Raw genomic sequence first — 22,277 nt, forward strand, 5'->3', positions numbered from 1 at the left:
TCAGTTTTCAAAGGTCTACTGTGTTACCTCGCAGCAACTTTTATATCATAYCAAATCTTCGATTTGATGTTCAACACTTTTTTWWAAAAAAGTTTCAAGTTTTTCTGCTTGATGTTATCGAATGTTTCGCGACAACTTCATTAGTTTATCAGGTTGTTTGTTATTTGTCAACAACTTTCTTCCTGATTTTTCAAGTTTTTTTGAACTTGATTTGTTATTCTATTCTCGTTCTGTCGTCAGTGTTTCTTGCGACAACTTCACTAGTTTATCAGGTTAGCCATTGTTTGTCAACAACTAATTTTCTGATTTCCAAAGTTTTTTCGTCTTTGGATTGTTATATTATTTTTGTCGTTTGGCGTGTTACCTCAGTGCCTTGCGACAAGATATAATATAACAAGTTTTTTGTTATTGGTCAACCATTTTTTTGAAAAAAAAGGAAAAAGTTTTCATTCAGTTTTCTTACCATTAACTATAGATTCGTTTTTAGGGGAAATTGATGATCAAATAACAACATTTGTACAATATAAGGCACCAATAGCGATTGTTAAGCCAGAGAAAATGAAAATAGTTCGAATTTAGTTCCGTTAAAATCTTTTGCACTTCCTACATTAATGAACCCATTCTGTTGGTAAAAGTCAATCAACTTCTTATTACTCCCTAAACAATCTAATCGCAACTCAATTACTTGGCCTCTAAATTTTTGTTTTAATTCAGTCAGTAATTCTTTCCCATATGCTTTTCCTCTATAGTTTGGGCGGATGATCACTCGATGAAGATAGCAAGCTGCTTGATCGATACCAATTTCCCCCCAAAGTAATCTGTCCCATTCTGTTGGGATTTTCCAAGCTGCTGCCATTCCTGCCAATTCTTTCTTTCTATTATAGAAGAAAAATACTTCTCCCTTTTCTACTGCTTCCGTTAATCCGTGCTTATCCTCTCCTTGTAATACATCTGACCACTGATCACTTCCTGTTTCTTTTAACCACTCAGCACTTTCTTTCAATAGAGTCATAGCCGTAGTTGTATCCATTATTGTTGCTTGCTTTAATGACATAAGATTTTCCTCCTAACTAATACTTTGTAAAAAATAGAACAAAACTAAAGGATAGCTTTGTTCCGACTTTTAATTTTTAAAATAAAAGGATTGTAGAAACTAAGCCTCTTACTTATTTATATAGCTTGCCTAAGTTTAAAACATCGGTACTCCCTGAATATCATAATTAGCTAATAGATTCTTTAACTCAGATGGTTTTTCCCACACGTATCTGTTACTGATTGCAGGAGTCACATGATCTTCGTTCATTTCAAATACAAATAAAGGCATATTTTCAGCATCTGTATGTGCATTTGTTAGCTCGACTAAACTAATTGAAGTAACATCTAGTTGAATTTCTTCTTTAAAAAGCTGCAACATACTAGCTAATCCCGTCATATCTTCAGAAACTTTTGCTGTAACAAATGCCATTGACTCACCCACTGGATGAACAAGAAACTTTTTCGAACCGTCATTTAGGTTCAGTATAATAGTACCAGCGACTTTTTTGTTAGACAAAACATCCACCTCAATTAATTTTTGTTTTCAGAAACTAGGAAAATTGTACCATATTTTCTGAAAAAAAACAGAATTATTTCTCAAGCAATTTATCCATTGCTTCATCAGTCCATACTTGAAGCTCTTTTTCTAATGTATCAAAGCCGATTTTTTTATTTTTATTGGTAAAGTATTTTTTTCGTCGATGGTTGGGTTGCTGGGTTTGTGCTTCTAATGTTCTCAAAGATAAACTGATTTTTTTTGAGTACTCATCGATGTCGATAACTTGTACTTTGACTTTTTGGCCAACTGTTAATAAACTATGAATATTTTTTGTATATCCTGCTTGCACCTCTGAGACATGGATTAGCCCTTGCGTTGTATCACTTAATGAAACAAAAGCACCATAAGGTTGTAATCCTGTGACTGTTCCATTAAGAATCATTCCTATCTTGTATTCCATCTTATTTATCCTCTTTTCGTTATTCCCGTCAAAATGATTTTCTCATTTAAAATGATATCATGTTTCCGTTAAAAAGTGCATGAATTTATTTCTGCTACTACATTATTGATTCTTTTTGTTCATATTTTATTGAAAGTCCATTATACTATAGTTACAACTTAATTATCGAGAAATGTTTTTAATAGAAAGGAAGAATTGAATGGTAGAATTTGATACAGTCTATAACCGCCTCAACACGAATTGCATTAAATGGGATTCGATTGAAGATACTTATGGAGAAAGTGACTTGTTGCCTTTGTGGATAGCTGATATGGACTTCAAAGCAAACCCACCTGTTCTAGACGCACTGAAGAAAACAGTTGAACAAGGTCTTTTGGGCTATTCACCTGCCCCCGACTCTTTGTATGAAGCAATTCAAGAGTGGCAAAAACGTCGTCATGATCTTTCAGTCAGTAAAGAAGCGATTCTTTTTAATAGTGGCGTCGTTCCAAGTCTTTCAATAGCAATTCAAGCCTACACCAAACCAGGTGATGCTGTCTTAATCCATGATCCAGTCTATCCTCCATTTGCAAAAGTTGTTGAGCAAAATAATCGAAAGCTTGTCCGCAGCCCCTTAATGATTGAACAAGGTCGCTTTATTATGGATCTTGAAGAGCTAGAAAAACAAATTATTGCCGAAGATGTCCGACTTTTTATTTTATGTAATCCTCACAACCCAGGAGGACGTGTTTGGACAAAAAGTGAGCTTGAAGCTTTTGGTAAATTATGTGCAAAATATGATGTACTTGTTATTAGTGATGAGATCCATCAGGATTTGATTTTTGCGCCTCACGTATTCACGACTTTTACAAATGTTCATCCAACATTCAAAGATTTCTCGATTACTCTAACAGCCGCAACAAAAACATTTAACCTTGCCGGCATCAAAAACTCAATGATTTTTATAGAGAATTCTAATTTACGAAAAAAATTCATTGAAGTGCAAGAACGTAACTTTCAAAATGAAATCAATATATTTGGATATGTTGGAACTGAAGCTGCTTATCACAATGGTGACGCTTGGTTAGAAGAGCTATTGATTTATCTAAAAGAAAATATCGATACCGTATCAAATTTTATCGAAAATGAACTGCCCAAAGTCAAGATCATGCAACCAGAAGGAACATATTTGATGTGGCTAGATTTTTCAGCTTTCGACCTGACAGATGCTCAGTTACAAAATCAACTAATCCATAAAGGAAAAGTTGTGCTGAATGCAGGAATTACTTTTGGTCCGCAGGGAACACAGCATATGCGCTTGAATGTCGCTTGTCCAAAAGAAACTTTATTGGAAGGCTTACGTAGAATCAAACATTCCTTTGAGTAAAAAAAGCGAAGCCTAAACTGTAATCGTTTAGGCTTTACTTTTTTGTCTATTGTATGCTTCTTATTCGCTGATTTCTACTTTTTCGATGACTACGTCAAACGTTGGGCGATCTTGAGAGTCTCTTTGAACTCCACCGATTTCATCCACTACGTCCATGCCTTCTACAACATGACCAAAAACAGTATGACGGAAGTCTAACCATGGTGTTCCACCTTTTTTATAGGCTTCGATCACTTCTGTTGGAAAGCCTGCGCCTTCCAATTGACCAAACATATTCGCTGGTACATTTTGATTGTTGACGATAAAGAATTGGCTTCCATTAGTGTTCGGTCCGGCATTTGCCATTGATAGCGCACCGCGTAGGTTAAACACATCTTTAGAAAACTCATCTTCAAACTTCTCACCATAAATGCTTTCGCCACCCATACCTGTTCCAGTAGGATCGCCACCTTGAATCATGAAATCAGGGATAACACGGTGAAAAATCACTCCATCGTAATAACCTTTTTTTGCCAATTGAACAAAATTTTCAACTGTTTTTGGTGCATGCTCTGGGAAAAGTTGAACTGTGATATCCCCTCGGTTCGTTTTTATCACGGCTTTCGGGCCTTTAACATTTGCTAAATCTAATTGTGGAAATTCTGACATCGTTATTTCCTCCTCATTAATTTTTACTTCCTTATGATATCATAAACAACTTCACTTGAAAATTCTATTATCTTTGATAATCTTTAAGAGAAGCCTTTTTTCACAAACTCCTACTTGCTTTTTTCGCTTACAAGTGATATTTTGTGAAAACGATATACAATCATTTTTGATTTTATCTTCATAGATGAAAACTTTTTTATTATAGAATCTGGAGGGAAATTTGATGTCTGAATCAAAAAATATATATGATCTAACAATCGTCGGCGCAGGTCCCGTTGGTCTGTTTGCCGCTTTTTACGCAGGAATCCGTAAGGCAAAAACTAAAATTATTGATAGTTTGCCTCAGCTTGGTGGACAATTGTCTACCCTTTACCCCGAAAAATATATTTATGATGTCCCGGGGTTTCCAGCAATCAAAGCAAGTGAGTTGATCGAAAATCTAGAAAGACAAATCACTCCTTTTGCTCATGATATTTTTTTGGAAGAAGAAGTGAAAAATTTAGTTCAAGAAGATGGCTACCTACGTATCGAAACGTCAAAGGGTATTCACTATTCCAAAGCGGTGATTTTTGCCATTGGAAACGGCTCATTTCAACCTAGACGTTTAACTATTGATGGTGCAGCCGAATTGGAAGGCAACCATGTCCATTATTATGTAACAGATATGAATAAATTTTCTGGCAAAAAAGTGGCTATTGCTGGTGGTGGTGATTCCGCTATCGACTGGGCTTTAATGTTGGAGCCCATTGCCGAAAAGGTTTCGATCATCCATCGTCGACCTGAGTTTCGTGGTCATGAACACAGTGTAGATAATTTAAAAAACTCAGAAGTTGCTATCTATACTCCATATGTCATCGATCAGCTATTAGTTGAAGATGATTCATTCAAGGGAATTCAACTAAAAGAAACAAAAGCTGATAATTTTGAAAAATTAGAGCTAGATTCTTTGATCATTAATTATGGATTTACGTCCTCTTTGAGCCATCTAAAAGAATGGGGCTTAGATGTTAGCCGAAATGCGATAGAAGTAAACTCTGATATGTCAACAAATATTCCAGGTGTCTACGCTGTTGGCGATATTTGTAACTACGATGGCAAAGTAAAATTGATTGCAACGGGCTTTGGTGAAGCGCCAACAGCTGTGAATAATGCATTACATTTTATTAAACCTGATACTAGAGCACAACCTATGCACAGTACTAGTTTATTTGAAGGAAAAGAAGCTAAGATGCTTTAAAAAAAAGGAGTGTGGAACAAAACTAAACATCAGTTTTGGTGTGCACTCTAAAACCGAATAAACGGCGAGAAAAAAGCAGCTCCTTCGGAAATAAGCTGGAATTCACAAAAATTTGAAGAGCAATTTTCGTAAATTCCCTCTTATTTCTCGGAGCTAAACACTTTTGTCTCGACCTCTTTTTTAACTATTCATATCTTCTTGCCAAAGTAAAATGGCTTTTTTTACATTCTCAACTAACTCTTCAGGTGTGCGCCCAACAATCCGCTCCCCTTCAAATAAGACAAAGAACGTTTGGGCACAAAGAACACATTCGTTCATACAAGAATAGGAGACAATATCGCCGTTTTCTTCAATAAACGGATCATTCATTAACAGTTCTGCGCCCTTAGCTAAGTTTTGTTCACAACATTCTATAAGTGGGTTCATTAATCTTCTCCTTGCATTTTTCTCTTTAAATAGTATACCATTGATGTAATCTAAGTTTAAAAATGATGCATTGGAGGTTTTTTATTTTGGTGATAAAAGGAGAAACATTAGAGAAAAAAGCACGGCAGCTATTGAAAGACCGTGGAGTTGAGATAGAAGATTTAGCAGAATTGGTTTTATTTTTACAGAAACCTTATATCGAAAATCTTGATTTAGCGACCTGTATTGAAAATATTGACGGTGTTTTGTCTAAACGTGAAGTACACAACGCGATCATCACTGGTATTCAGTTAGATATTCTGGCTGAAGAAAAAAAATTACTTCATCCTTTACAAGAAATTCTAGAAGAAGATGAGGGACTTTATGGTATTGATGAAATTTTAGCACTTTCGATCGTTAATGTTTATGGATCAATTGGCTTTACGAATTACGGTTACATCGACAAAGTAAAACCTGGGATCTTAGCTAAATTAAATTCTCATGAAGGTCCGCAAGTTCATACTTTTTTAGATGATATCGTTGGTGCGATTGCTGCTGCGGCGGCTAGTCGTTTAGCCCACTCTCAACCGGATAAGAGTAGCATCACACAATAAGTATTTAAACTAAAAAATAAGAGCAGATCAGCCATCTACCATCAGTTGACATGGTAGCAAGGTTCAAGATCCTGCTCTTTTTATATTTTTAACAGCGTTTCAATTGCTTCATGAGTAATCCTTCTATTATAATAAGTTTAAAGTATATGACATCCTCTTATACTTATGTTTAAAGCTACCACTATAGGTAACAAGAGTTACTTCTGATTTTGATGAGCACATTTTTCAGTCGTTGATTTTCTTCCCCAAAGATAAATCAAATGCCTATAGTGGTAAGCTTTATCCAATATATCCCACTTCATTCAATCATACTCATCTCCCTATACAAGTACGATCAACCAGGATACTTAAACAAGAGATAGAAGCAAAAAATAAAAAAACGGTATCAGAATTCCTTCCAACACCGCTGTATCGTTCAATAAGTAAACGCTGGCATGTTCATTATCTCGTGTATTTTTAGGGGTAGATATTTTCCTAAAAATTGAGTACAATAAATCATGTCAGTGCTTTTGCATTGACGAGGGCAACTTGATTGGTCAGTGTCTTGACTCATCAGGCTTCGTAGTTTGGCGGCCACCAAACTGTGAAGTGCCTTTTTTATTTTATTATTTTCGCTTCTATCATGTACCCATTGTACAAGATGAGTGAATGTTTCGTCAATGCTGATTCTGCTTTATTTTTTTGTGAAAAATCGACTTTTCCTCGAACAAATAGGCAGCGGAAGCCTTTTCTCAATGATTTTATATTATTAGTTAACTAATAATTAGTTTCGTTTTTGAACGAGCTACTTTGATTATTGATTGGTTGACACCGTCATCTTAAGTGCTTGTAGTGCATCAAAATGTTGAATAGTATAAACAATCGTTCCTTCTTGCCAAACCACTGAATTATTTTGATAACTATCACTTGTGCCGGCTGTTAAAGAAATCTGCCTCTAGATTGGGGAGCTGGTAACATCGCTGTTTCCAAATAGGCAACAGCTTCTTTAGCTAATGGCTCAGCTACCTCCCCACCAATATTGGAAGCTCGAACAACTAAACTCCAATTTCCTTCTTGCCAAGATAAATAACTGGAACCTGCAGCGCCTTGTTGATAACCTGTGATCCCATAGCCTAAATCAATCTGTCTTCCCCCATTATCGATGATTTGATTAACTGCATTGGCCGCTTCATCATTAGAAGTATAAGATTTTTTTTCAAATGAAGCAATCGGTTGTAAGTCATTGACTACAGTATCATTGACTGTGATCCCATGATCTTCAGCATAATATAAAATTCTGAAATTTTCTTGATCAGCAGCTCTTGTTGTTGCAGCCGTTAAATATTCAGGTGTTTTGCTTGTTAATATCGCTTGCGGTAAACGATTGTTTGGAAAATCTTTACTTAGCTGACTCAGAACAGTCTCTGCTTGTTTTGCAGGTGTGTTATTTTCTGATTTTACAGCAGATTGGCTTTCACTTGTTTTTGTTTCGGATGTAGTTGAAGATTTTGTTGAACTTTGGCTGGTACTGGATTTTGTTGTACTACTATTAGTTGATGTGGTTGTTTGGCTTGTTTTTTCGGTACTTTTAGCTGTAGTTGAACTTTCAGCAGTCTTGCCTTTTCCTCCACAAGCAGCTAGCGATAATCCTGCCACTAATATAAATGAATAAATAAGTTTCTTCTTCATCTTTTTCCCTCCTGTTTATTCTTTTCTTTAGTTTATCATCAAATAACAGAATACTCACTTCATATGATTTTTTTAGTTAGAGTAAATATCTATCACTTCTAAAGATGCTGATAGAATATTATTCTTGTGAAATAACATCCAATGTCTCTTAAGACCTCTAACCAACTACAGTTACTTAAGAACACAAAAAAAGAGAACGCATATTCCATCTTCGAAACGTCCGAAGACGCCGATAGAATACCATTCTCGTGGGTTTGGCACCCAATGGGTCGTAAGGGGCTCGAACCCATGACCCGCTGATTAAGAGTCAGCTGCTCTACCAACTGAGCTAACGACCCAAATAATTAGTACTTAAATATTGTAGCACTTGAAGAGTGTTTATTCAAGAGGAAACGTCAGACACAACGAAATAAATTACGAGCGTTTTATCTCATTGCATCTGACCTTTTTTACTCCCCTTGTTCTTTCTTTACAGGACAAGTTGTATGACAGTCATCACAACTCTTACCTTTTTTAAAACGAGAATAGACAACGTATCCAGCGCCGCCAAAAATCAATACTGCTAAAATCAAAGTTGCCATATCCTTACCCTCTTTCTAACGTTGCCATCGTGACAACTGCTTCTTCAGCTGTTTTAGGTTTTCTAACTAAATAATAGCCCATAATAACAACTAGGAGACCTGCAACAAATACCCCGGCACCTACTTGACCATTTTCAAAGATAACATGTCCGAATTGGTAAATGATAAAACTTACTACATAAGCTAAACCACATTGATAGCCGATCGCTCCCCATGTCCATTTCCAATCGCCCATTTCTCTACGAATCGCACCAATTGCTGCAAAACATGGTGCACACAACAAATTGAACACCAAGAATGAGTAAGCTGCAACTGGAGTAAAAGCTCCTTGTAGCGCAGACCAAACCTCTACACCATCTTCAGAAACCTCGCCTAGATGACCAAATAAAATACCGAACGTCCCAATCACATTTTCCTTGGCAACCAAACCTGTAATCGTTGCAACAGCACCTTGCCAAGTTCCCCATCCGAGAGGTGTAAATAATGGTGCGATAACTTTGCCTAAGTTTGCTAGAATACTTTGATCTTCAGCGGCTTCTTGCAACGTAAATGTATACGTAGAAGTAAACCAGATAATAATACTCATTACAAAAATGATCGTTCCAGCTTTTTTCACAAATGATTTACTACGGTCATACGCATGACGGAGAACACCACGCAATTGCGGCATATGATACGCTGGTAATTCCATAATAAACGGTGCTGGGTCACCTGAAAATGAACGAGTTTTCTTCAAGGCAATGCCTGATAATACGATGGCAGCAATCCCAATAAAATAAGCCGACGGAGAAACCCAACTACTCTTAGGAAAGAAAGCACCCGCAATCAACGCGATGATCGGCAATTTTGCAGAACAAGGCATAAAAGTTGTAACCATGATCGTCATTTTACGATCCTTTTCATTTTCAATGGTCCGACTTGCCATCACGCCAGGAACGCCACAGCCTGTCGCAATCAACATAGGAATAAAAGATTTACCTGATAAACCGAATTTTCTAAACAAACGATCCATCACAAAAGCAATCCTCGACATATAGCCACAATCTTCTAAGAATCCCAAACATAAAAACAAAACAGCTAACTGAGGTAAAAATCCCAAAACAGCTCCTACTCCAGCAATAATACCATCCAGAATCAAGCTTTGCATCCAAGGTGCTACTTGCCAACTGACTAACAGTCCCTCGACATAATTTGGCACGAGGTTTCCGAACAATTCGTCATTGATCCAATCAGTTCCCATCGTCCCCACAGTTTGAATTGCTAAATAATAAACAAACCACATGATCAAAGCAAAAATCGGCAAGGCCAGCCAACGGTTCGTTACGATCCGATCAATTTTATCACTTGTACTAAATGTGACTTCATTTTTTTCAATCGCACAAAGAGCTGTTAAACGAGTAATAAATTCATATCGCTCATTAATTACGATCGATTCACTATCATCCCCAAAAATTTGCTCTGTAATCTTAATGATTTCTTCTATTTCTTTTTGCTGAAGAGTGCTCAATTCTAATTCGTTCTGAACTCTAGCATCTCTTTCAAATAATTTAATGCTGTACCAACGGGCTTGCTTTTCTATCACGCTATTTCCTAAAACATCCATAATTTCATTTAATGCGGCCTCTAGGCGATTGTCATAGGTTGGATAGTTAAGCTCTTGTGGGAAAACTTCCGTTGTTTTAACGGTTCTTTTCATCAGTTCATCTAGTCCACGATTTTTTAAAGCACTTATACCGACTACATCTACACCTAAGCCGTAAGAAAGTTTTTCAATATTGATTTTTCTGCCAGTCTTATCTAAGATATCCATCATATTCAATCCGACAACCACTGGAATCCCTGTTTCCATCAATTGAGTTGTCAGGTATAAATTTCGCTCTAAGTTCGTTGCATCAACAATGTTGACAATGATGTCTGGACTGCCGCTAAGTAAGTAATCTCTGGCAACGACTTCTTCTGGGGTATAAGGTGAAAGTGAATAAATACCTGGTAGATCTTGAATCGTCAGTGCTTTATTTTTTTTCAGCTTGCCTTCTTTTCGCTCCACCGTAACGCCTGGCCAATTTCCTACATATTGATTTGCTCCTGTTAATGCATTGAAGGCTGTTGTCTTGCCGCTATTTGGGTTTCCCGTCAATGCAATATGCTGTTCTTTCATTCTCTTATCCCTCTTTCTGTACTAAAACCAGTTCTGCTTCATTTTTCCTCAACGTCAATTCATAGCCACGAAGGTTGATTTCAATTGGATCACCCAACGGCGCCATTTTCCTAACAAGAAGCTCTACCCCTTTTGTCAGTCCCATGTCCATCAAACGCCTTTTAACTGCGCCTTGTCCATGAATTCCAATGACTCGTGCTTTTTCTCCGACTGTTAATTGATCTAAAGACTGCCAACTTTCTTCGCTGACACTTTTTTCTACTATTATAATTTGTTTTAATACAGATTGATTGATTGCAATTCGGCTATTATGTAGAAGAACAATGCCGTTGTCACCAGAGTAATTCACTAAGACAACCTTCCCACCTGGCACAAGACCAAGATTATTCAGGTGTTTCTTCGCAAAACCCTCTGCTTGGATTTCATCAATCGCATAAACCTTATTTAATGTTGCCTGTGCCAGTGTTAACATTGCATTACCTCCTAAATTTAAAAGCTAAACGAACTCACATCATCTTATCCAGAATAGAAACACATGAGCGTGTCGTCTTTGAACACAATCAGGTTTTATCTTTTCCAGAGAGCTTCAATTCTTACATCCTTAGTCTTGATGAGTGGTTGAGTTTGAAACTACAGATGATGAGTAACTTGTAAAGCTAACCATATTCAATACTTGTGAAAAAATTTCATTAACATCCTCAATGATACTGATAATCGTTCTCATTAAGTATACCTGTTTGTGAGACTTAAATCAATCTTCTTTCTACCTATAGTAAGAAACTTTTTGCCAAACAAAATCGCCTCGTTTTCATTAGTGTGTCTCTTGCTAGTGCCCCACTATATCTTGTGCCTCTCACATTAAGATTTCCAATCTAAAATTTAATAAATTTCTTTTTTAAGCATAAAAATGACGATAATAACCGCTCAAATCTAGAGATTACGTGCTTTCATATTTCTTTCAAAAACACAAAACATGGTATTCAATCAAAAATTGACCACAATATGTAGTGCCTAAGTGTTGACTTTTTTCGTGAGAGATTTATACTAGTGAAGTAAACTAATTGAGGGGGAATTAAAAATGAACGTAAAAATCTTTTCTAAAAATAATTGTATCCAATGTAAAATGGCAAAACGCTTTTTGAGCGAGAATAATATAGCATTTGAAGAAGTAAATATCGATATCCAACCAGACGCAATCGACTGGTTAAAAGAACAAGGATTCCAAAGTGTTCCGGTTATCACTTCTGATGCTACAACAGTTGTAGGATTCCGTCCTGATCAATTAAAACAATTGGCTAGCTAAAATGAAAATTGTTTATTTTTCAGTCACTGGACAAACGAGACGCTTCATTAAAAAATTGGATTTAGCAGCTTGCGAAATTGAGCCTGCGAATCCTTTTTTTGAGATAAATGAGCCTTTTGTCTTAGTCGTTCCTACTTATGACCAAGAAATCACTGAAGTAGTGAACGATTTTCTTGATTACAAAAGCAATCGAGAATACTTGCAAGGCGTAGCTGGAGGCGGCAACCTCAATTTCGCAGAATTATACGTATATACAGCCAAAGACATAGCACGTGATTACAACGTTCCAATGCTTTTTGCTTTTGAATTTAGCGGCACGAACGAAGACGTAGAATCCTTTAAGAAAGTAGTGAATGAACTTGAGTCTAAAAGAAATTAAAGATGTTAGCTATTTTAAGCTGAATAATGAGATCAACCGTCCTGTTGATGGACAAATTCCTTTACACAAGGATAAAGAAGCATTGGAAGCTTTCTTCAAAGAAAATGTCCTTCCCAATACAAGAACCTTCAATACTATAGAAGAGAAAATCAATTACTTGATTGAAAATGATTATTTAGAAACTGCATTTATCGAAAAATATTCTATGGCTTTTATTGAACAATTATACACATTTCTTGATGAACAGAATTTTGAATTTAAATCATTTATGGCAGCTTACAAGTTTTATTCACAATATGCGCTTAAAAATAATGAAGGAACTGAATACTTAGAAAGCTATGAAGATCGTGTGGCTTTCAATGCACTGTATTTTGCTGATGGCAATGAAGAATTGGCTTTGGTTTTAGCCGATGAAATGATTCACCAACGTTACCAACCTGCGACACCATCTTTCTTAAACGCTGGACGTAAACGTCGTGGTGAGCTTGTTTCTTGTTTCTTGATCCAAGTGACAGATGATATGAACAGCATTGGTCGTTCGATCAACTCGGCTTTACAATTATCACGTATCGGCGGCGGTGTGGGTATCACATTAGCAAACTTACGTGAGGCAGGCGCACCGATCAAAGGATACGAAGGCGCTGCTAGTGGCGTGGTTCCTGTTATGAAATTATTCGAAGATAGCTTTAGCTATTCTAATCAATTAGGTCAACGTCAAGGTGCTGGAGTTGTTTACCTTAACGTTTTCCATCCAGATATCGAAATGTTCCTTTCAACGAAAAAAGAAAATGCGGATGAAAAAGTTCGTGTGAAGACTTTATCTTTAGGTGTCGTTGTTCCTGATAAGTTTTATGAGTTAGCTCGTAATAATGAAGATATGTATTTATTCAGCCCATACAGTGTAGAACGTGAATATGGCGTGCCTTTCTCTTATGTTGATATTACAAAAGAATACGATAATCTAGTGGCTAACCCTAAAATTCGCAAACGTAAAATCAAAGCGCGTGATTTAGAAAATGAAATTTCTAAATTGCAACAAGAATCTGGTTACCCATATATCATCAATATCGATACAGCCAATAGAAGCAATCCAGCTTATGGCAAAATCATCATGAGTAACTTATGTTCAGAAATTTTACAAGTTCAAACACCTTCTGTTTTAAATGGCAAACAAGAATATGAAACACTTGGTACAGACATTAGCTGTAACTTAGGTTCAACAAATATCGTCAACTTGATGGACAGTCCTGATTTTGGTAAATCTGTTCGTGCAATGACACGTGCGTTAACTTTTGTGACTGATGCCTCTGATATCGATGTCGTTCCTTCTATTCAAAACGGCAATAAACTAAGTCATACGATTGGACTTGGCGCAATGGGTTTGCATACTTTCTTTGCTAAAAACCATATGGAATATGGTTCTAAGGATTCATTAGATTTTACCAATGTGTACTTTACTTTATTGAACTACTGGACTCTAGTAGAAAGTAATAACATTGCAAAACAATACAACGAAACCTTCCATAATTTTGACAAATCAGATTATGCGAATGGTTCCTACTTTGATAAATATATTGAAGGAGACTTCACGCCTCAATCAGATAAAGTCAAAGAAATCTTTAAAGATATTTTTGTTCCAACTTCTGAAGACTGGGCAAACTTACGTGATGCAGTGAAAAAAGACGGCTTGTATCACCAAAATCGTTTAGCTGTAGCACCGAATGGTTCTATCTCTTATATCAATGATACAAGTGCTAGTATCCACCCGATCACTCGTATGATCGAAGAGCGTCAAGAAAAGAAAATCGGTAAAATTTATTACCCTGCTCCTTACTTGGCTAATGATACGATTCCTTATTACACATCTGCTTATGATATGGACATGCGTAAAGTCATCGATGTTTATGCGACAGCACAACAACATGTGGATCAAGGCATGAGTTTAACTCTGTTTATGCGTTCTGAAATTCCAGAAGGTTTATACGAATGGAAAGATTCACCAAAACAAACAACACGTGATTTAAATATTTTACGTCACTATGCTTTCCATAAAGGTGTTAAATCGATTTATTATGTACGAACATTTACGGATGATGCGGAAGAAATCGGTAGTAACCAATGTGAAAGTTGTGTTATCTAAAAATTAAGACCAACAAACTCGTAAAAACCAAACAAGGCGCCCTCTGGTCGCCTTGTTCTATGATTTACTCTACTTTAACGTAAAGGTAATAAGGAGGAAAATACATGGCAACATATTATGAAGCAATCAACTGGAACGCCATTGAAGATGTGATTGATAAATCTACTTGGGAAAAATTAACTGAGCAATTTTGGTTAGATACTCGTATTCCTTTATCTAACGATTTAGATGATTGGAGAACACTTTCAGATTTAGAGAAAACCACTGTAGGATACGTTTTTGGTGGCTTGACACTACTAGATACCGTTCAATCTGAAAGTGGTATGGAACAACTCAGAAATGATGTCCGCACACCACATGAAGAAGCGGTCTTAAATAATATCCAGTTTATGGAATCTGTTCATGCTAAAAGCTATTCATCCATTTTAGTACGTTAAATACTAAAAAAGAAATTGATGAAATCTTCGAATGGACAAATACAAATGTTTATTTACAAACAAAAGCAGAAAAAATCAATGAAATTTATAAAAATGGTACTCCTTTAGAAAAGAAAGTCGCTAGTGTATTTTTAGAAACATTCTTATTCTATTCTGGGTTTTACACTCCTCTTTACTACTTAGGAAACAACAAGTTAGCTAACGTTGCTGAGATCATCAAACTGATCATTCGTGATGAATCTGTTCATGGAACGTACATTGGTTATAAATTCCAATTAGGTTTCAACGAATTGACAGAAGCAGAACAAAATGACATGAAAGACTGGATGTACAATCTGCTTTATGAACTATATGAAAATGAAGAACGTTATACAGAACAATTATATGATGAGCTAGGTTGGACGGAAGAAGTGAAAACTTTCTTACGTTACAATGCCAATAAAGCATTGATGAACCTTGGAATGGATCCATTATTTGCTGATACAGCGAATGATGTCAACCCCATCGTTATGAATGGTATCTCTACTGGTACAAGCAATCACGATTTCTTCTCACAAGTCGGAAATGGTTACTTATTAGGAACTGTTGAAGCAATGAAAGATGACGATTATCTGATTGGCATGGATTAATACCTAAAAATAAGGCTAAATGCAAACTGCTTTGAGTTTGTATTCAGCCTTATTTTTATGAAGATACTAATTTTACTCAGTAACTCTATCGTTTGCTACAGATTCTTTCTCTGCTTTTTTTATACGGTAAATTTTAGAAATATTGATAACTAATGTTTTGATCACTGCATATACAGGAATACAAATCAACATACCAATAATCCCACCTACACTTCCAGATGCAATCAGTACTAATATGATCGTTAAAGGATGAATATTCAACGATTTTCCCATTAATAAAGGTTTGATCAAATTACCATCTAATTGTTGGATAACTAAAATCGATATTGCCATATAAAGTGCTTGCCATGGTGAAATGAACAGCCCGACTAAAATTGCTGGAACTGCACCAATAAAAGGACCTACATAAGGAATAATATTGGTCATTCCACAAAAAACAGCTAACAGCAAACTATACGGCTGTTTAAAAATCGTCATAGCGATAAAACTCAATATTCCAATGATCAAGGCGTCTAAAACTGTACTGCTAATATATGCTGAGAGTGTTTGATTCATTTCTTTGACTGTCTGACGTAATTCACTGCGAATGCTTTTTGGAAAAAAATGAGACATTGCATCCAAAAATTTATGACCATCTTTAAACATAAAAAATAAGATGAATGGTACAGTAAAAAGTAAAATAAAGAATCTCATCAAAACACCCACTATTTTAGACAAACTACTAGTAACTCCTACTATCGCAAAATTTAAAATGTTACTGACCGTAATATTTGCCTTATCTAGTTGATCCTGAATGTTAAACTCTTTTATTCCTTCCAAATCACCTAAATCATTTAACCATTGATTCATCTCTTCCGCATAACTAGGAAGTGACTGGCTTAATTCCACTGACTGATTTACTAACTGGGGAACAACATTCATGACCACAATTGCAATCAATATCAGCAAACAGGCAAAGGAAAGTAAAAACCCGGCAATTCTTGGAAAACCTCGTTTCTCTAAAAATACGACGATTGGATCAAACATATAATATAGAAAACCCGCGATTAATAACGGCATAAAAACAGCTGAGACCATTCCCAAAATTGGACTAAAGACATTTGGCATCTTCAACAAAAAGAAGACCCCAATGATCGTTAGCACAATTTCTACTGTCCAAAATAATAACTTCGATTGTTTAAAGAGAGAACCCATACATAACCTCCAATAAATGATACATTTATTTTACCATTCTTTTCTAGTATAAAAAGGAAATTTTTGTCTTGAGCTGTTATCTTATAAAAGAATTTATCTCTTTAATTTTATTGATCATTCCATGATATACTTACTTTGTATATCTATTTTTATCAATTATTTCAAGAGGTGCAGTATGACTATTTTATTCTACAAATTATTTTTAGGCTTTATTGTCGGTAGCGTAATCAGTCTGTTTTCTTATATCACGCATTTAGTTACGAAGTCTGGTGCTTCGGCCTTGATTTTTGTAGCCACACTCGTTTGTGGATTTGGGCCATGGCCGACTTGGGGGGTGTTAGTCTTATTTTTTGTTAGTTCGGGTTGCATCCATTTAGCAAAAAAAGGATGAAAACAGCTAAAATAGAAGACCTTGCTGCAAAAGGACATACGAGGGATGCATGGCAAGTCTTCGCGAATAGTCTCCCCGCAATTATTTCTTTGGTTCTATACTATTATACAAAAAAACCATTATTTTTGATTGGCTATGTTAGTGCAATCGCGGGTGCAACAGCCGATACCTTTGGTTCTGAAATCGGGATTTTGAGTAAAAAAATTCCACGCTCAATCGTCTCATTTAAACCGATCGAGCCAGGGCTTTCTGGTGGTATTTCCATGCTTGGTAGTATGGCTTCACTTTTGGGTAGCTTATTGATCTCACTTACATTTTGGCTGTTTTACAGCTGGCATCATGTTTCTCTACTTCCAGTAAGTTTAATGATCAGCGTGCCCTTGATTTGCGGTATTGTTCATTCTATTGTGGATAGTGTGCTAGGAGCAACATTGCAAGTAACCTATCGCTGTAGGATCTGTGGAAAACTTACTGAACAACGCTATCATCATCTACAACAAACCAAACAAATTGGCGGTATCTCCTGGATATCAAATGATTGGGTCAATTTTTTTAGTAGTTGTTTCACAGTTCTGTTAAGCTGGTATCTCCTTTTTCACCTAAATTAGTGGACAACAAAGAAGCTGCTCTAACTCATTTGTAGGGCATCTTCTTTTGTCATACTATTAAAATAGCTTAGATACTGACTAGACGAAGTTTCGTTATATTTTTATAAATGGATAAATCTTCTATAACTTCAGCGTACGTCATTCCTTTTGGCAAATCAATCGTATAAATATTCGTGTAAATTTGATTATCATCTACTAAAACCACATTAAAGTTTACATCTTCAATTTCAATTTTATGATCTTCAAAATATTGATTGATAAATTCCTTGGTCTCTTGCTTATGTATATAGCGAATTTCCAGCTTTTTTGTGGTTGGTACATGGATTACTCTTCTTACTACGGTCAGAGCAATAAAAACACCAATAAAACTAGTGATCGCAATTGCATAGTAACCCATGCCGATCGCAATTCCTAATCCTGCAATAGCCCATAATGAGGCAGCTGTTGTCAAACCAGTTACTGATTGCTTCGTCACAATAATCGTCCCTGCTCCTAAAAAACCGATCCCACTAACTACTTGTGCTATCAAGCGTGCTTGGTCTGAACGAATCACACCGACCAACTCAGGATGATTTACCGCATCTTGCAATGCATTAGCCGCTATCTCCACCTGAATCAAAGCAATGATCGTTGCTCCCATACAAACTAAAATATGCGTCCGCATACCTGCTGGACGATTTTTATACTGTCTTTCAAACCCAATGGTTCCGCCAATCAACATCGCTAAACAAAGCCTTATAATGATTTCAGGAACTGTTAAATTTAAATCCATTACGCTTATTCCTCCTCTTGCTCTACTATTTCATTATAGCACTAATTTTATTTAAGAGAATAACGTTCATTTTATAAAAAGAACATGGTCGGGATAACACTCTGTAAGCCATATCCGAACCACGTAAAATTTGAAAAAAATAGACATGTTCAAAGCAATTCCTACGCTTTGAACATGTCTACCTTTGTTTTCTTATAACTTACTTGCTGCAGCCTCATCCACGATCACAACAACATCTGAATGATTTTGTAGCGCACTTGCAGGTAAATCAACAGAAACAGGTCCATCGATCATCCCTTTGATTGCATCAGCCTTCGCTTCACCATAGGCCATTAAAATCATTTTTTTGCCTTTCATGATTGAACCGATTCCCATAGAAACCGCTCTAGTTGGCACGTCTTCTACCTTTTCAAAATTACGTTTATTGGCATTGATTGTAGATTCTGTTAACTCAACAACGTGAGTTAAACTATTCAAAGGTGTTCCAGGTTCATTAAAACCAATGTGGCCATTTTGTCCAATACCTAAGATTTGAATATCGATTGGATTGCTATCGATAATACTTTCATAGTGTTTGCATTCTGCCGCTAGATCTTCTGCCTTGCCATTTGGTACGTAAGTGTCTTTAAATGGTTTTTTATTGAATAATTGATCATTCATGAAATAACGATAACTTTGATCATCGTCTCCGCCTAGTCCAACATATTCATCCAAGTTCACAGAAGTCATCGCTGTAAAATCTAAATCACTTGCTGTCATTTCTTTATATAAAGTTTCTGGTGTGCTTCCTGTAGCCAGACCTAAAACTTTTGCGCCATTGTTCATGCCTTCTTTGATCATTTCAAATGCTTTTTTTCCGCCTTCTTCAGCGTTCGCTACTTTAATAATTTCCATTAGAAAATTGCTCCCTTATGTTCAGATTTGGTATAGTCCAATTATACCACCCTATAAAAGAGATTTCTAGTCTAAACTGGACAGAATATAAAAAAAACTTCCATTCTTTTTTAAGAATAGAAGTTTCCTGATTAATAACCGTCTGAATATACCTCATCTGTACCATTTTGATCTGTATAACTAGCACCATCAGCATTTGTGACACCCTGATCATAACTATAATTATTCGTTGTTTCAGCTGCATCACCATATTCATATGTGCCAGCGTCAGTACCATTCGTATAATTACTATAGTTACTGTTATCTTTCGCCTGCATATCTTTGTTTTCAGCCAAACCTAATTGTGCTCGTAAATTTGTCTGTACCTCATATAATTTAGTTGGATCTAAAATTTGATAATAGATACCGCCAATCTCTTGACCTTCCCCTTCTAATTGTAAGGAATCGATATCTTTGAAAGCAGGCATATATTTCTTCTGAATATCTACCATATTATCCCATGTTAAATCCGTTTTCACATTATCTTTTACTGCATCTAATACTTTTCTATATTTAGTAAGTCCATCCAAACTGATGATTTTATTAACAATTTTCTCAACAACTTCTCTTTGGCGACGTTGCCGTCCAATATCGCCTTCTGGATCTTCTTCACGCATACGCGCATAGGCTAAACCAGTCTCACTATCTAGCTTGATATGACCTTTTGGAACGGTAATACCATCTAATGTAAACTCAAATGGATTATCTACTTCAATACCGCCTACAGCATCAATTAAATCTTTCATCCCTTTCATGTTGATCGACACGTAGTTATCAATTGGAATATCCAATAGATTTTCGACAGTATCAATCGCCATCTTGGCACCACCAAATGCATAAGCATGATTCAGCTTATCTTCAGTACCATATCCAACAATATTAGTTAAAATATCCCGATCCAAACTAATCATTGTAGATTTTTTTTCTTTAGGATTAATAGTGACCACCATCGTAGTATCAGAACGACCTTGTTCTGTTCGTCCTAAATCTCCAGTATCGATTCCCATTAGTAACACTGAAAAAGGTTCTTGCGCATCAATATTGACGGCCGTCTCTCTTCTTTTAGAAATCCGATCGATCGGTTCAAACACACCTTTAACTGTACCCGTTGTATCAGAATACATTTTAATCCCGTATGCACAAAACCCCGCAACTGAAACAAGAACTACTCCTAAAGCAGTTAATATTACTTTTTTCCATAGGTTCATAAGACACTTCCTCATTTTTGCAAGAATAATTCATGAAACCTATTTTCTCACAATTTGAATCATGTCGCAACTTTTTTGGGAAATTGGCATGATATCTTAATATATTTGTAAAATAGTGATACAGTAGCTTCAGGTACTCTCATCGTTACAAATGTTCATTATACCTAACTAAATTCTAACTATTGGAATTTATGTTTTCTTTCAAATGTCTCCATGCATTTCTATTTTTAGAGAAATTATAAACATTAAATACGCCAACTATAATTAACATAATAAGAAATACTTGATATAAACTAAAAAAGATACTACAACAAACGAATGTTAACACAATAATACTGTCCCATGGAATCGAAGCTGACTGATTAATTTCTAATTTGGCATTCAATATTTTTCTAAAAAAATAACTTTTCAAAATAGAAACTATTGTTATCATAAATACTGCACCATCAAGGGATTCAAATATCCAAATAACTGGATAAATAACAACTATTGTCATTAAAACCATTAAGATATTTACTTGTAACAACTTTCTTTCCATTCGCAAAACTTTGAGATATGTATTATATAGCACAGCAATTTTACTTTCAAAAATTGTCATTGGAAATATAAATGCTAAATATTTTAGTCCTGAAGAATATGCAGGAAGGAATAGTTGGAGAAAAAGATAAATTGGAAAATATAAAAATAGAATATTCAGTAATAGACTAGATAATAGTTTATCAATGTATTTAAAAGCCTCTTTCAATTTATTACTTTCCATTCTTTTTAAAATCGGAAAAAACACAATCGAAATGGAATTGATAAATACCATTATCATATTTGTCATACTGATAATTAAAGATATTTTTCCAAAAACTTGAATAGACCATTTTAACTCAATGCTCATTCTTATGATCCCCATAACTAATATACTACTAAGATTAGATAAGGTAATGTTGATTCCAATTTTACAAAAATAAACTGAATCTTTAATTCCTATACTGAGAGACTTGATTTTTCCAAAAACCAAAGATCGTGATACATATACTAATAATATATTCGTAATAAGTTTAGAAAAAAGATCCACAATAATAAAATATTCAAACTTTGTCACTCTTAAAATAACCAGACTTATTATTCCAATTATTAATAACATTTTTTCCAAAATCATAGCTACAGAAAATAATTTAAGTTCATCAGTGGCCTGTAACTCATAGGTTAAAACAGATCTGGGTACTATCAATAGTAAAGCTATTGCTGAAAATATAAGTACCGTACTTTTCTGGGAATCAGTTGAAATTCCATAGATTCCAACAAAAATTAGCAATAGCATAAAGAACAAAGAAACAACAAATAAATTCAAAAATTGATTTCTTAACCTTTTTTTGGGCAACTCATTGTAATGACTACCGCCAAATTCTAAATATATTCCTTCTGGTATACCAAAAGTCACGTATTGAAGGTATGTAGTATAAAATATATAAAGTTGCCAATAACCATATAGCTCGACACCAATAAATTTAGGCACAAAAATGATTAAAAAAAACGATGTAAACAAATTAACCATATTTGATGTAAATGTATAAGATAAACTTGTCAAAATTCTCTTTCTCATTTTATTAAACCTTCACTT

The 22,277-nt window shown here is 35.4% G+C and carries 21 protein-coding genes, 1 tRNA gene and 3 pseudogenes; 9 read left to right on the plus strand and 16 right to left on the minus strand.

Features of this window, described 5'->3' with window-relative positions:
• Positions 1-544 precede the first annotated feature (544 nt).
• The 3 genes from V192_RS0110280 to V192_RS0110290 all read right to left on the minus strand — a co-directional run bounded on the left by V192_RS0110280 (position 545) and on the right by V192_RS0110290 (position 1,994).
• Positions 545-1,054 (minus strand): GNAT family N-acetyltransferase, encoded by a 510-nt coding sequence (locus tag V192_RS0110280; protein WP_025871432.1) that lies wholly within the window; start codon positions 1,052-1,054, stop codon positions 545-547.
• 135 nt (positions 1,055-1,189) lie between these two features.
• On the minus strand, positions 1,190-1,561 hold the full coding sequence (locus V192_RS0110285) for a hypothetical protein (protein WP_029948219.1): 372 nt from the start codon (positions 1,559-1,561) through the stop codon (positions 1,190-1,192).
• A gap of 64 nt (positions 1,562-1,625) precedes the next feature.
• A complete protein-coding gene (locus V192_RS0110290; RefSeq protein ID WP_025871437.1) occupies positions 1,626-1,994 on the minus strand; it encodes a CvfD/Ygs/GSP13 family RNA-binding post-transcriptional regulator in 369 nt (122 codons plus the stop codon).
• A gap of 199 nt (positions 1,995-2,193) precedes the next feature.
• Between V192_RS0110290 and V192_RS0110295 the strand changes: the two genes are divergently transcribed.
• Positions 2,194-3,360, plus strand: coding sequence for a MalY/PatB family protein (locus tag V192_RS0110295; RefSeq protein ID WP_025871439.1), 1,167 nt, complete (start codon positions 2,194-2,196; stop codon positions 3,358-3,360).
• Positions 3,361-3,420: 60 nt separating this feature from the next.
• Here the strand turns inward: V192_RS0110295 and V192_RS0110300 are convergent, their stop codons facing one another.
• A complete protein-coding gene (locus V192_RS0110300) occupies positions 3,421-4,008 on the minus strand; it encodes a peptidylprolyl isomerase (protein WP_025871441.1) in 588 nt (195 codons plus the stop codon).
• Positions 4,009-4,231: 223 nt separating this feature from the next.
• Between V192_RS0110300 and V192_RS0110305 the strand changes: the two genes are divergently transcribed.
• Positions 4,232-5,245 carry an NAD(P)/FAD-dependent oxidoreductase gene (locus V192_RS0110305; RefSeq protein ID WP_025871443.1) on the plus strand — a complete coding sequence of 338 codons (1,014 nt, stop codon included), beginning with the start codon at positions 4,232-4,234 and terminating at the stop codon, positions 5,243-5,245.
• 47 nt (positions 5,246-5,292) lie between these two features.
• Here the strand turns inward: V192_RS0110305 and V192_RS22835 are convergent.
• Both V192_RS22835 and V192_RS0110310 read right to left on the minus strand, forming a co-directional pair.
• A pseudogene (locus V192_RS22835) lies at positions 5,293-5,426 on the minus strand (DUF3788 family protein); the annotation flags it as partial.
• A complete protein-coding gene (locus V192_RS0110310; RefSeq protein ID WP_025871446.1) occupies positions 5,426-5,671 on the minus strand; it encodes a DUF1450 domain-containing protein in 246 nt (81 codons plus the stop codon). The gene V192_RS0110310 and the pseudogene V192_RS22835, both read right to left, overlap by 1 nt.
• Positions 5,672-5,757: 86 nt before the next feature.
• Between V192_RS0110310 and V192_RS0110315 the strand changes: the two genes are divergently transcribed.
• Complete coding sequence (locus V192_RS0110315; protein ID WP_025871448.1) at positions 5,758-6,264, plus strand: phosphatidylglycerophosphatase A family protein; 507 nt, start codon at positions 5,758-5,760, stop codon at positions 6,262-6,264.
• A 793-nt stretch (positions 6,265-7,057) separates the two neighbouring features.
• Here the strand turns inward: V192_RS0110315 and V192_RS19910 are convergent.
• From V192_RS19910 to V192_RS0110340, 5 genes and pseudogenes are all read right to left on the minus strand, one after another.
• Positions 7,058-7,932: pseudogene (locus V192_RS19910) on the minus strand (hypothetical protein).
• A 265-nt stretch (positions 7,933-8,197) separates the two neighbouring features.
• Positions 8,198-8,270 (minus strand) — tRNA-Lys (locus V192_RS0110325).
• Positions 8,271-8,381: 111 nt separating this feature from the next.
• On the minus strand, positions 8,382-8,513 hold the full coding sequence (locus tag V192_RS21245) for a FeoB-associated Cys-rich membrane protein (RefSeq protein WP_010760426.1): 132 nt from the start codon (positions 8,511-8,513) through the stop codon (positions 8,382-8,384).
• A gap of 4 nt (positions 8,514-8,517) precedes the next feature.
• The gene (gene feoB, locus V192_RS0110335) at positions 8,518-10,671 is read right to left on the minus strand and encodes a ferrous iron transport protein B (RefSeq protein ID WP_025871450.1); all 2,154 of its coding nucleotides are present in this window, start codon (positions 10,669-10,671) and stop codon (positions 8,518-8,520) included.
• A 4-nt stretch (positions 10,672-10,675) separates the two neighbouring features.
• Complete coding sequence (locus V192_RS0110340; RefSeq protein WP_025871452.1) at positions 10,676-11,143, minus strand: FeoA family protein; 468 nt, start codon at positions 11,141-11,143, stop codon at positions 10,676-10,678.
• Positions 11,144-11,749: 606 nt separating this feature from the next.
• Here V192_RS0110340 and nrdH point away from each other — a divergent pair.
• From nrdH to nrdF, 4 genes and pseudogenes are all read left to right on the plus strand, one after another.
• Positions 11,750-11,974 (plus strand): glutaredoxin-like protein NrdH, encoded by a 225-nt coding sequence (nrdH, locus tag V192_RS0110345; protein WP_010760423.1) that lies wholly within the window; start codon positions 11,750-11,752, stop codon positions 11,972-11,974.
• A 1-nt stretch (position 11,975) separates the two neighbouring features.
• Positions 11,976-12,353, plus strand: coding sequence for a class Ib ribonucleoside-diphosphate reductase assembly flavoprotein NrdI (gene nrdI, locus V192_RS0110350; protein ID WP_025871456.1), 378 nt, complete (start codon positions 11,976-11,978; stop codon positions 12,351-12,353).
• A complete protein-coding gene (gene nrdE, locus V192_RS0110355; RefSeq protein WP_029948220.1) occupies positions 12,334-14,493 on the plus strand; it encodes a class 1b ribonucleoside-diphosphate reductase subunit alpha in 2,160 nt (719 codons plus the stop codon). The genes nrdI and nrdE overlap by 20 nt, the downstream gene beginning before the upstream one ends.
• A 104-nt stretch (positions 14,494-14,597) precedes the next feature.
• A pseudogene (gene nrdF, locus V192_RS19915) lies at positions 14,598-15,559 on the plus strand (class 1b ribonucleoside-diphosphate reductase subunit beta).
• A gap of 72 nt (positions 15,560-15,631) precedes the next feature.
• Here the strand turns inward: nrdF and V192_RS0110365 are convergent.
• Positions 15,632-16,753, minus strand: coding sequence for an AI-2E family transporter (locus tag V192_RS0110365; protein ID WP_025871458.1), 1,122 nt, complete (start codon positions 16,751-16,753; stop codon positions 15,632-15,634).
• A gap of 175 nt (positions 16,754-16,928) precedes the next feature.
• Between V192_RS0110365 and V192_RS22185 the strand changes: the two genes are divergently transcribed.
• Positions 16,929-17,144 (plus strand): DUF92 domain-containing protein, encoded by a 216-nt coding sequence (locus tag V192_RS22185; protein ID WP_239644646.1) that lies wholly within the window; start codon positions 16,929-16,931, stop codon positions 17,142-17,144.
• Positions 17,141-17,752 (plus strand): DUF92 domain-containing protein, encoded by a 612-nt coding sequence (locus V192_RS19920; RefSeq protein ID WP_239644647.1) that lies wholly within the window; start codon positions 17,141-17,143, stop codon positions 17,750-17,752. The genes V192_RS22185 and V192_RS19920 overlap by 4 nt, the downstream gene beginning before the upstream one ends.
• A gap of 67 nt (positions 17,753-17,819) precedes the next feature.
• On the opposite strand, the gene V192_RS0110375 is transcribed toward V192_RS19920, so the two are convergent.
• The 4 genes from V192_RS0110375 to V192_RS0110390 all read right to left on the minus strand — a co-directional run bounded on the left by V192_RS0110375 (position 17,820) and on the right by V192_RS0110390 (position 22,259).
• Positions 17,820-18,524: an MgtC/SapB family protein gene (locus V192_RS0110375; RefSeq protein WP_025871460.1), complete on the minus strand. Its 705-nt coding sequence runs from the start codon at positions 18,522-18,524 to the stop codon at positions 17,820-17,822.
• A gap of 192 nt (positions 18,525-18,716) precedes the next feature.
• Positions 18,717-19,418 (minus strand): glucosamine-6-phosphate deaminase, encoded by a 702-nt coding sequence (gene nagB, locus V192_RS0110380; protein ID WP_025871462.1) that lies wholly within the window; start codon positions 19,416-19,418, stop codon positions 18,717-18,719.
• A gap of 131 nt (positions 19,419-19,549) precedes the next feature.
• Positions 19,550-20,665 (minus strand): LCP family glycopolymer transferase, encoded by a 1,116-nt coding sequence (locus V192_RS0110385; RefSeq protein ID WP_025871464.1) that lies wholly within the window; start codon positions 20,663-20,665, stop codon positions 19,550-19,552.
• Positions 20,666-20,840: 175 nt separating this feature from the next.
• Positions 20,841-22,259, minus strand: coding sequence for an MATE family efflux transporter (locus V192_RS0110390; protein ID WP_025871466.1), 1,419 nt, complete (start codon positions 22,257-22,259; stop codon positions 20,841-20,843).
• Between the last annotated feature and the right edge of the window lie 18 nt (positions 22,260-22,277).

Origin of the sequence: Enterococcus crotali (assembly GCF_000633635.1) — a bacterium.
GTDB classification, from domain to species: Bacteria; Bacillota; Bacilli; order Lactobacillales; family Enterococcaceae; genus Enterococcus_L; species Enterococcus_L crotali.

Bases quoted from the DNA above. Each gene is read 5' to 3' on its own strand.
- V192_RS22185 (WP_239644646.1), top strand. From the start codon at position 16,929: ATGACTATTTTATTCTACAAATTATTTTTAGGCTTTATTGTCGGTAGC.
- V192_RS19920 (WP_239644647.1), top strand. From the start codon at position 17,141: ATGAAAACAGCTAAAATAGAAGACCTTGCTGCAAAAGGACATACGAGG.
- V192_RS0110290 (WP_025871437.1), bottom strand. From the start codon at position 1,994: ATGGAATACAAGATAGGAATGATTCTTAATGGAACAGTCACAGGATTA.
- V192_RS0110310 (WP_025871446.1), bottom strand. From the start codon at position 5,671: ATGAACCCACTTATAGAATGTTGTGAACAAAACTTAGCTAAGGGCGCA.
- V192_RS0110340 (WP_025871452.1), bottom strand. From the start codon at position 11,143: ATGTTAACACTGGCACAGGCAACATTAAATAAGGTTTATGCGATTGAT.
- V192_RS0110365 (WP_025871458.1), bottom strand. From the start codon at position 16,753: ATGGGTTCTCTCTTTAAACAATCGAAGTTATTATTTTGGACAGTAGAA.
- V192_RS0110295 (WP_025871439.1), top strand. From the start codon at position 2,194: ATGGTAGAATTTGATACAGTCTATAACCGCCTCAACACGAATTGCATT.
- V192_RS0110375 (WP_025871460.1), bottom strand. From the start codon at position 18,524: ATGGATTTAAATTTAACAGTTCCTGAAATCATTATAAGGCTTTGTTTA.
- V192_RS0110305 (WP_025871443.1), top strand. From the start codon at position 4,232: ATGTCTGAATCAAAAAATATATATGATCTAACAATCGTCGGCGCAGGT.
- V192_RS0110280 (WP_025871432.1), bottom strand. From the start codon at position 1,054: ATGTCATTAAAGCAAGCAACAATAATGGATACAACTACGGCTATGACT.
- V192_RS0110385 (WP_025871464.1), bottom strand. From the start codon at position 20,665: ATGAACCTATGGAAAAAAGTAATATTAACTGCTTTAGGAGTAGTTCTT.
- nrdI (WP_025871456.1), top strand. From the start codon at position 11,976: ATGAAAATTGTTTATTTTTCAGTCACTGGACAAACGAGACGCTTCATT.
- feoB (WP_025871450.1), bottom strand. From the start codon at position 10,671: ATGAAAGAACAGCATATTGCATTGACGGGAAACCCAAATAGCGGCAAG.
- nrdH (WP_010760423.1), top strand. From the start codon at position 11,750: ATGAACGTAAAAATCTTTTCTAAAAATAATTGTATCCAATGTAAAATG.
- V192_RS21245 (WP_010760426.1), bottom strand. From the start codon at position 8,513: ATGGCAACTTTGATTTTAGCAGTATTGATTTTTGGCGGCGCTGGATAC.
- nagB (WP_025871462.1), bottom strand. From the start codon at position 19,418: ATGGAAATTATTAAAGTAGCGAACGCTGAAGAAGGCGGAAAAAAAGCA.
- V192_RS0110300 (WP_025871441.1), bottom strand. From the start codon at position 4,008: ATGTCAGAATTTCCACAATTAGATTTAGCAAATGTTAAAGGCCCGAAA.
- V192_RS0110390 (WP_025871466.1), bottom strand. From the start codon at position 22,259: ATGAGAAAGAGAATTTTGACAAGTTTATCTTATACATTTACATCAAAT.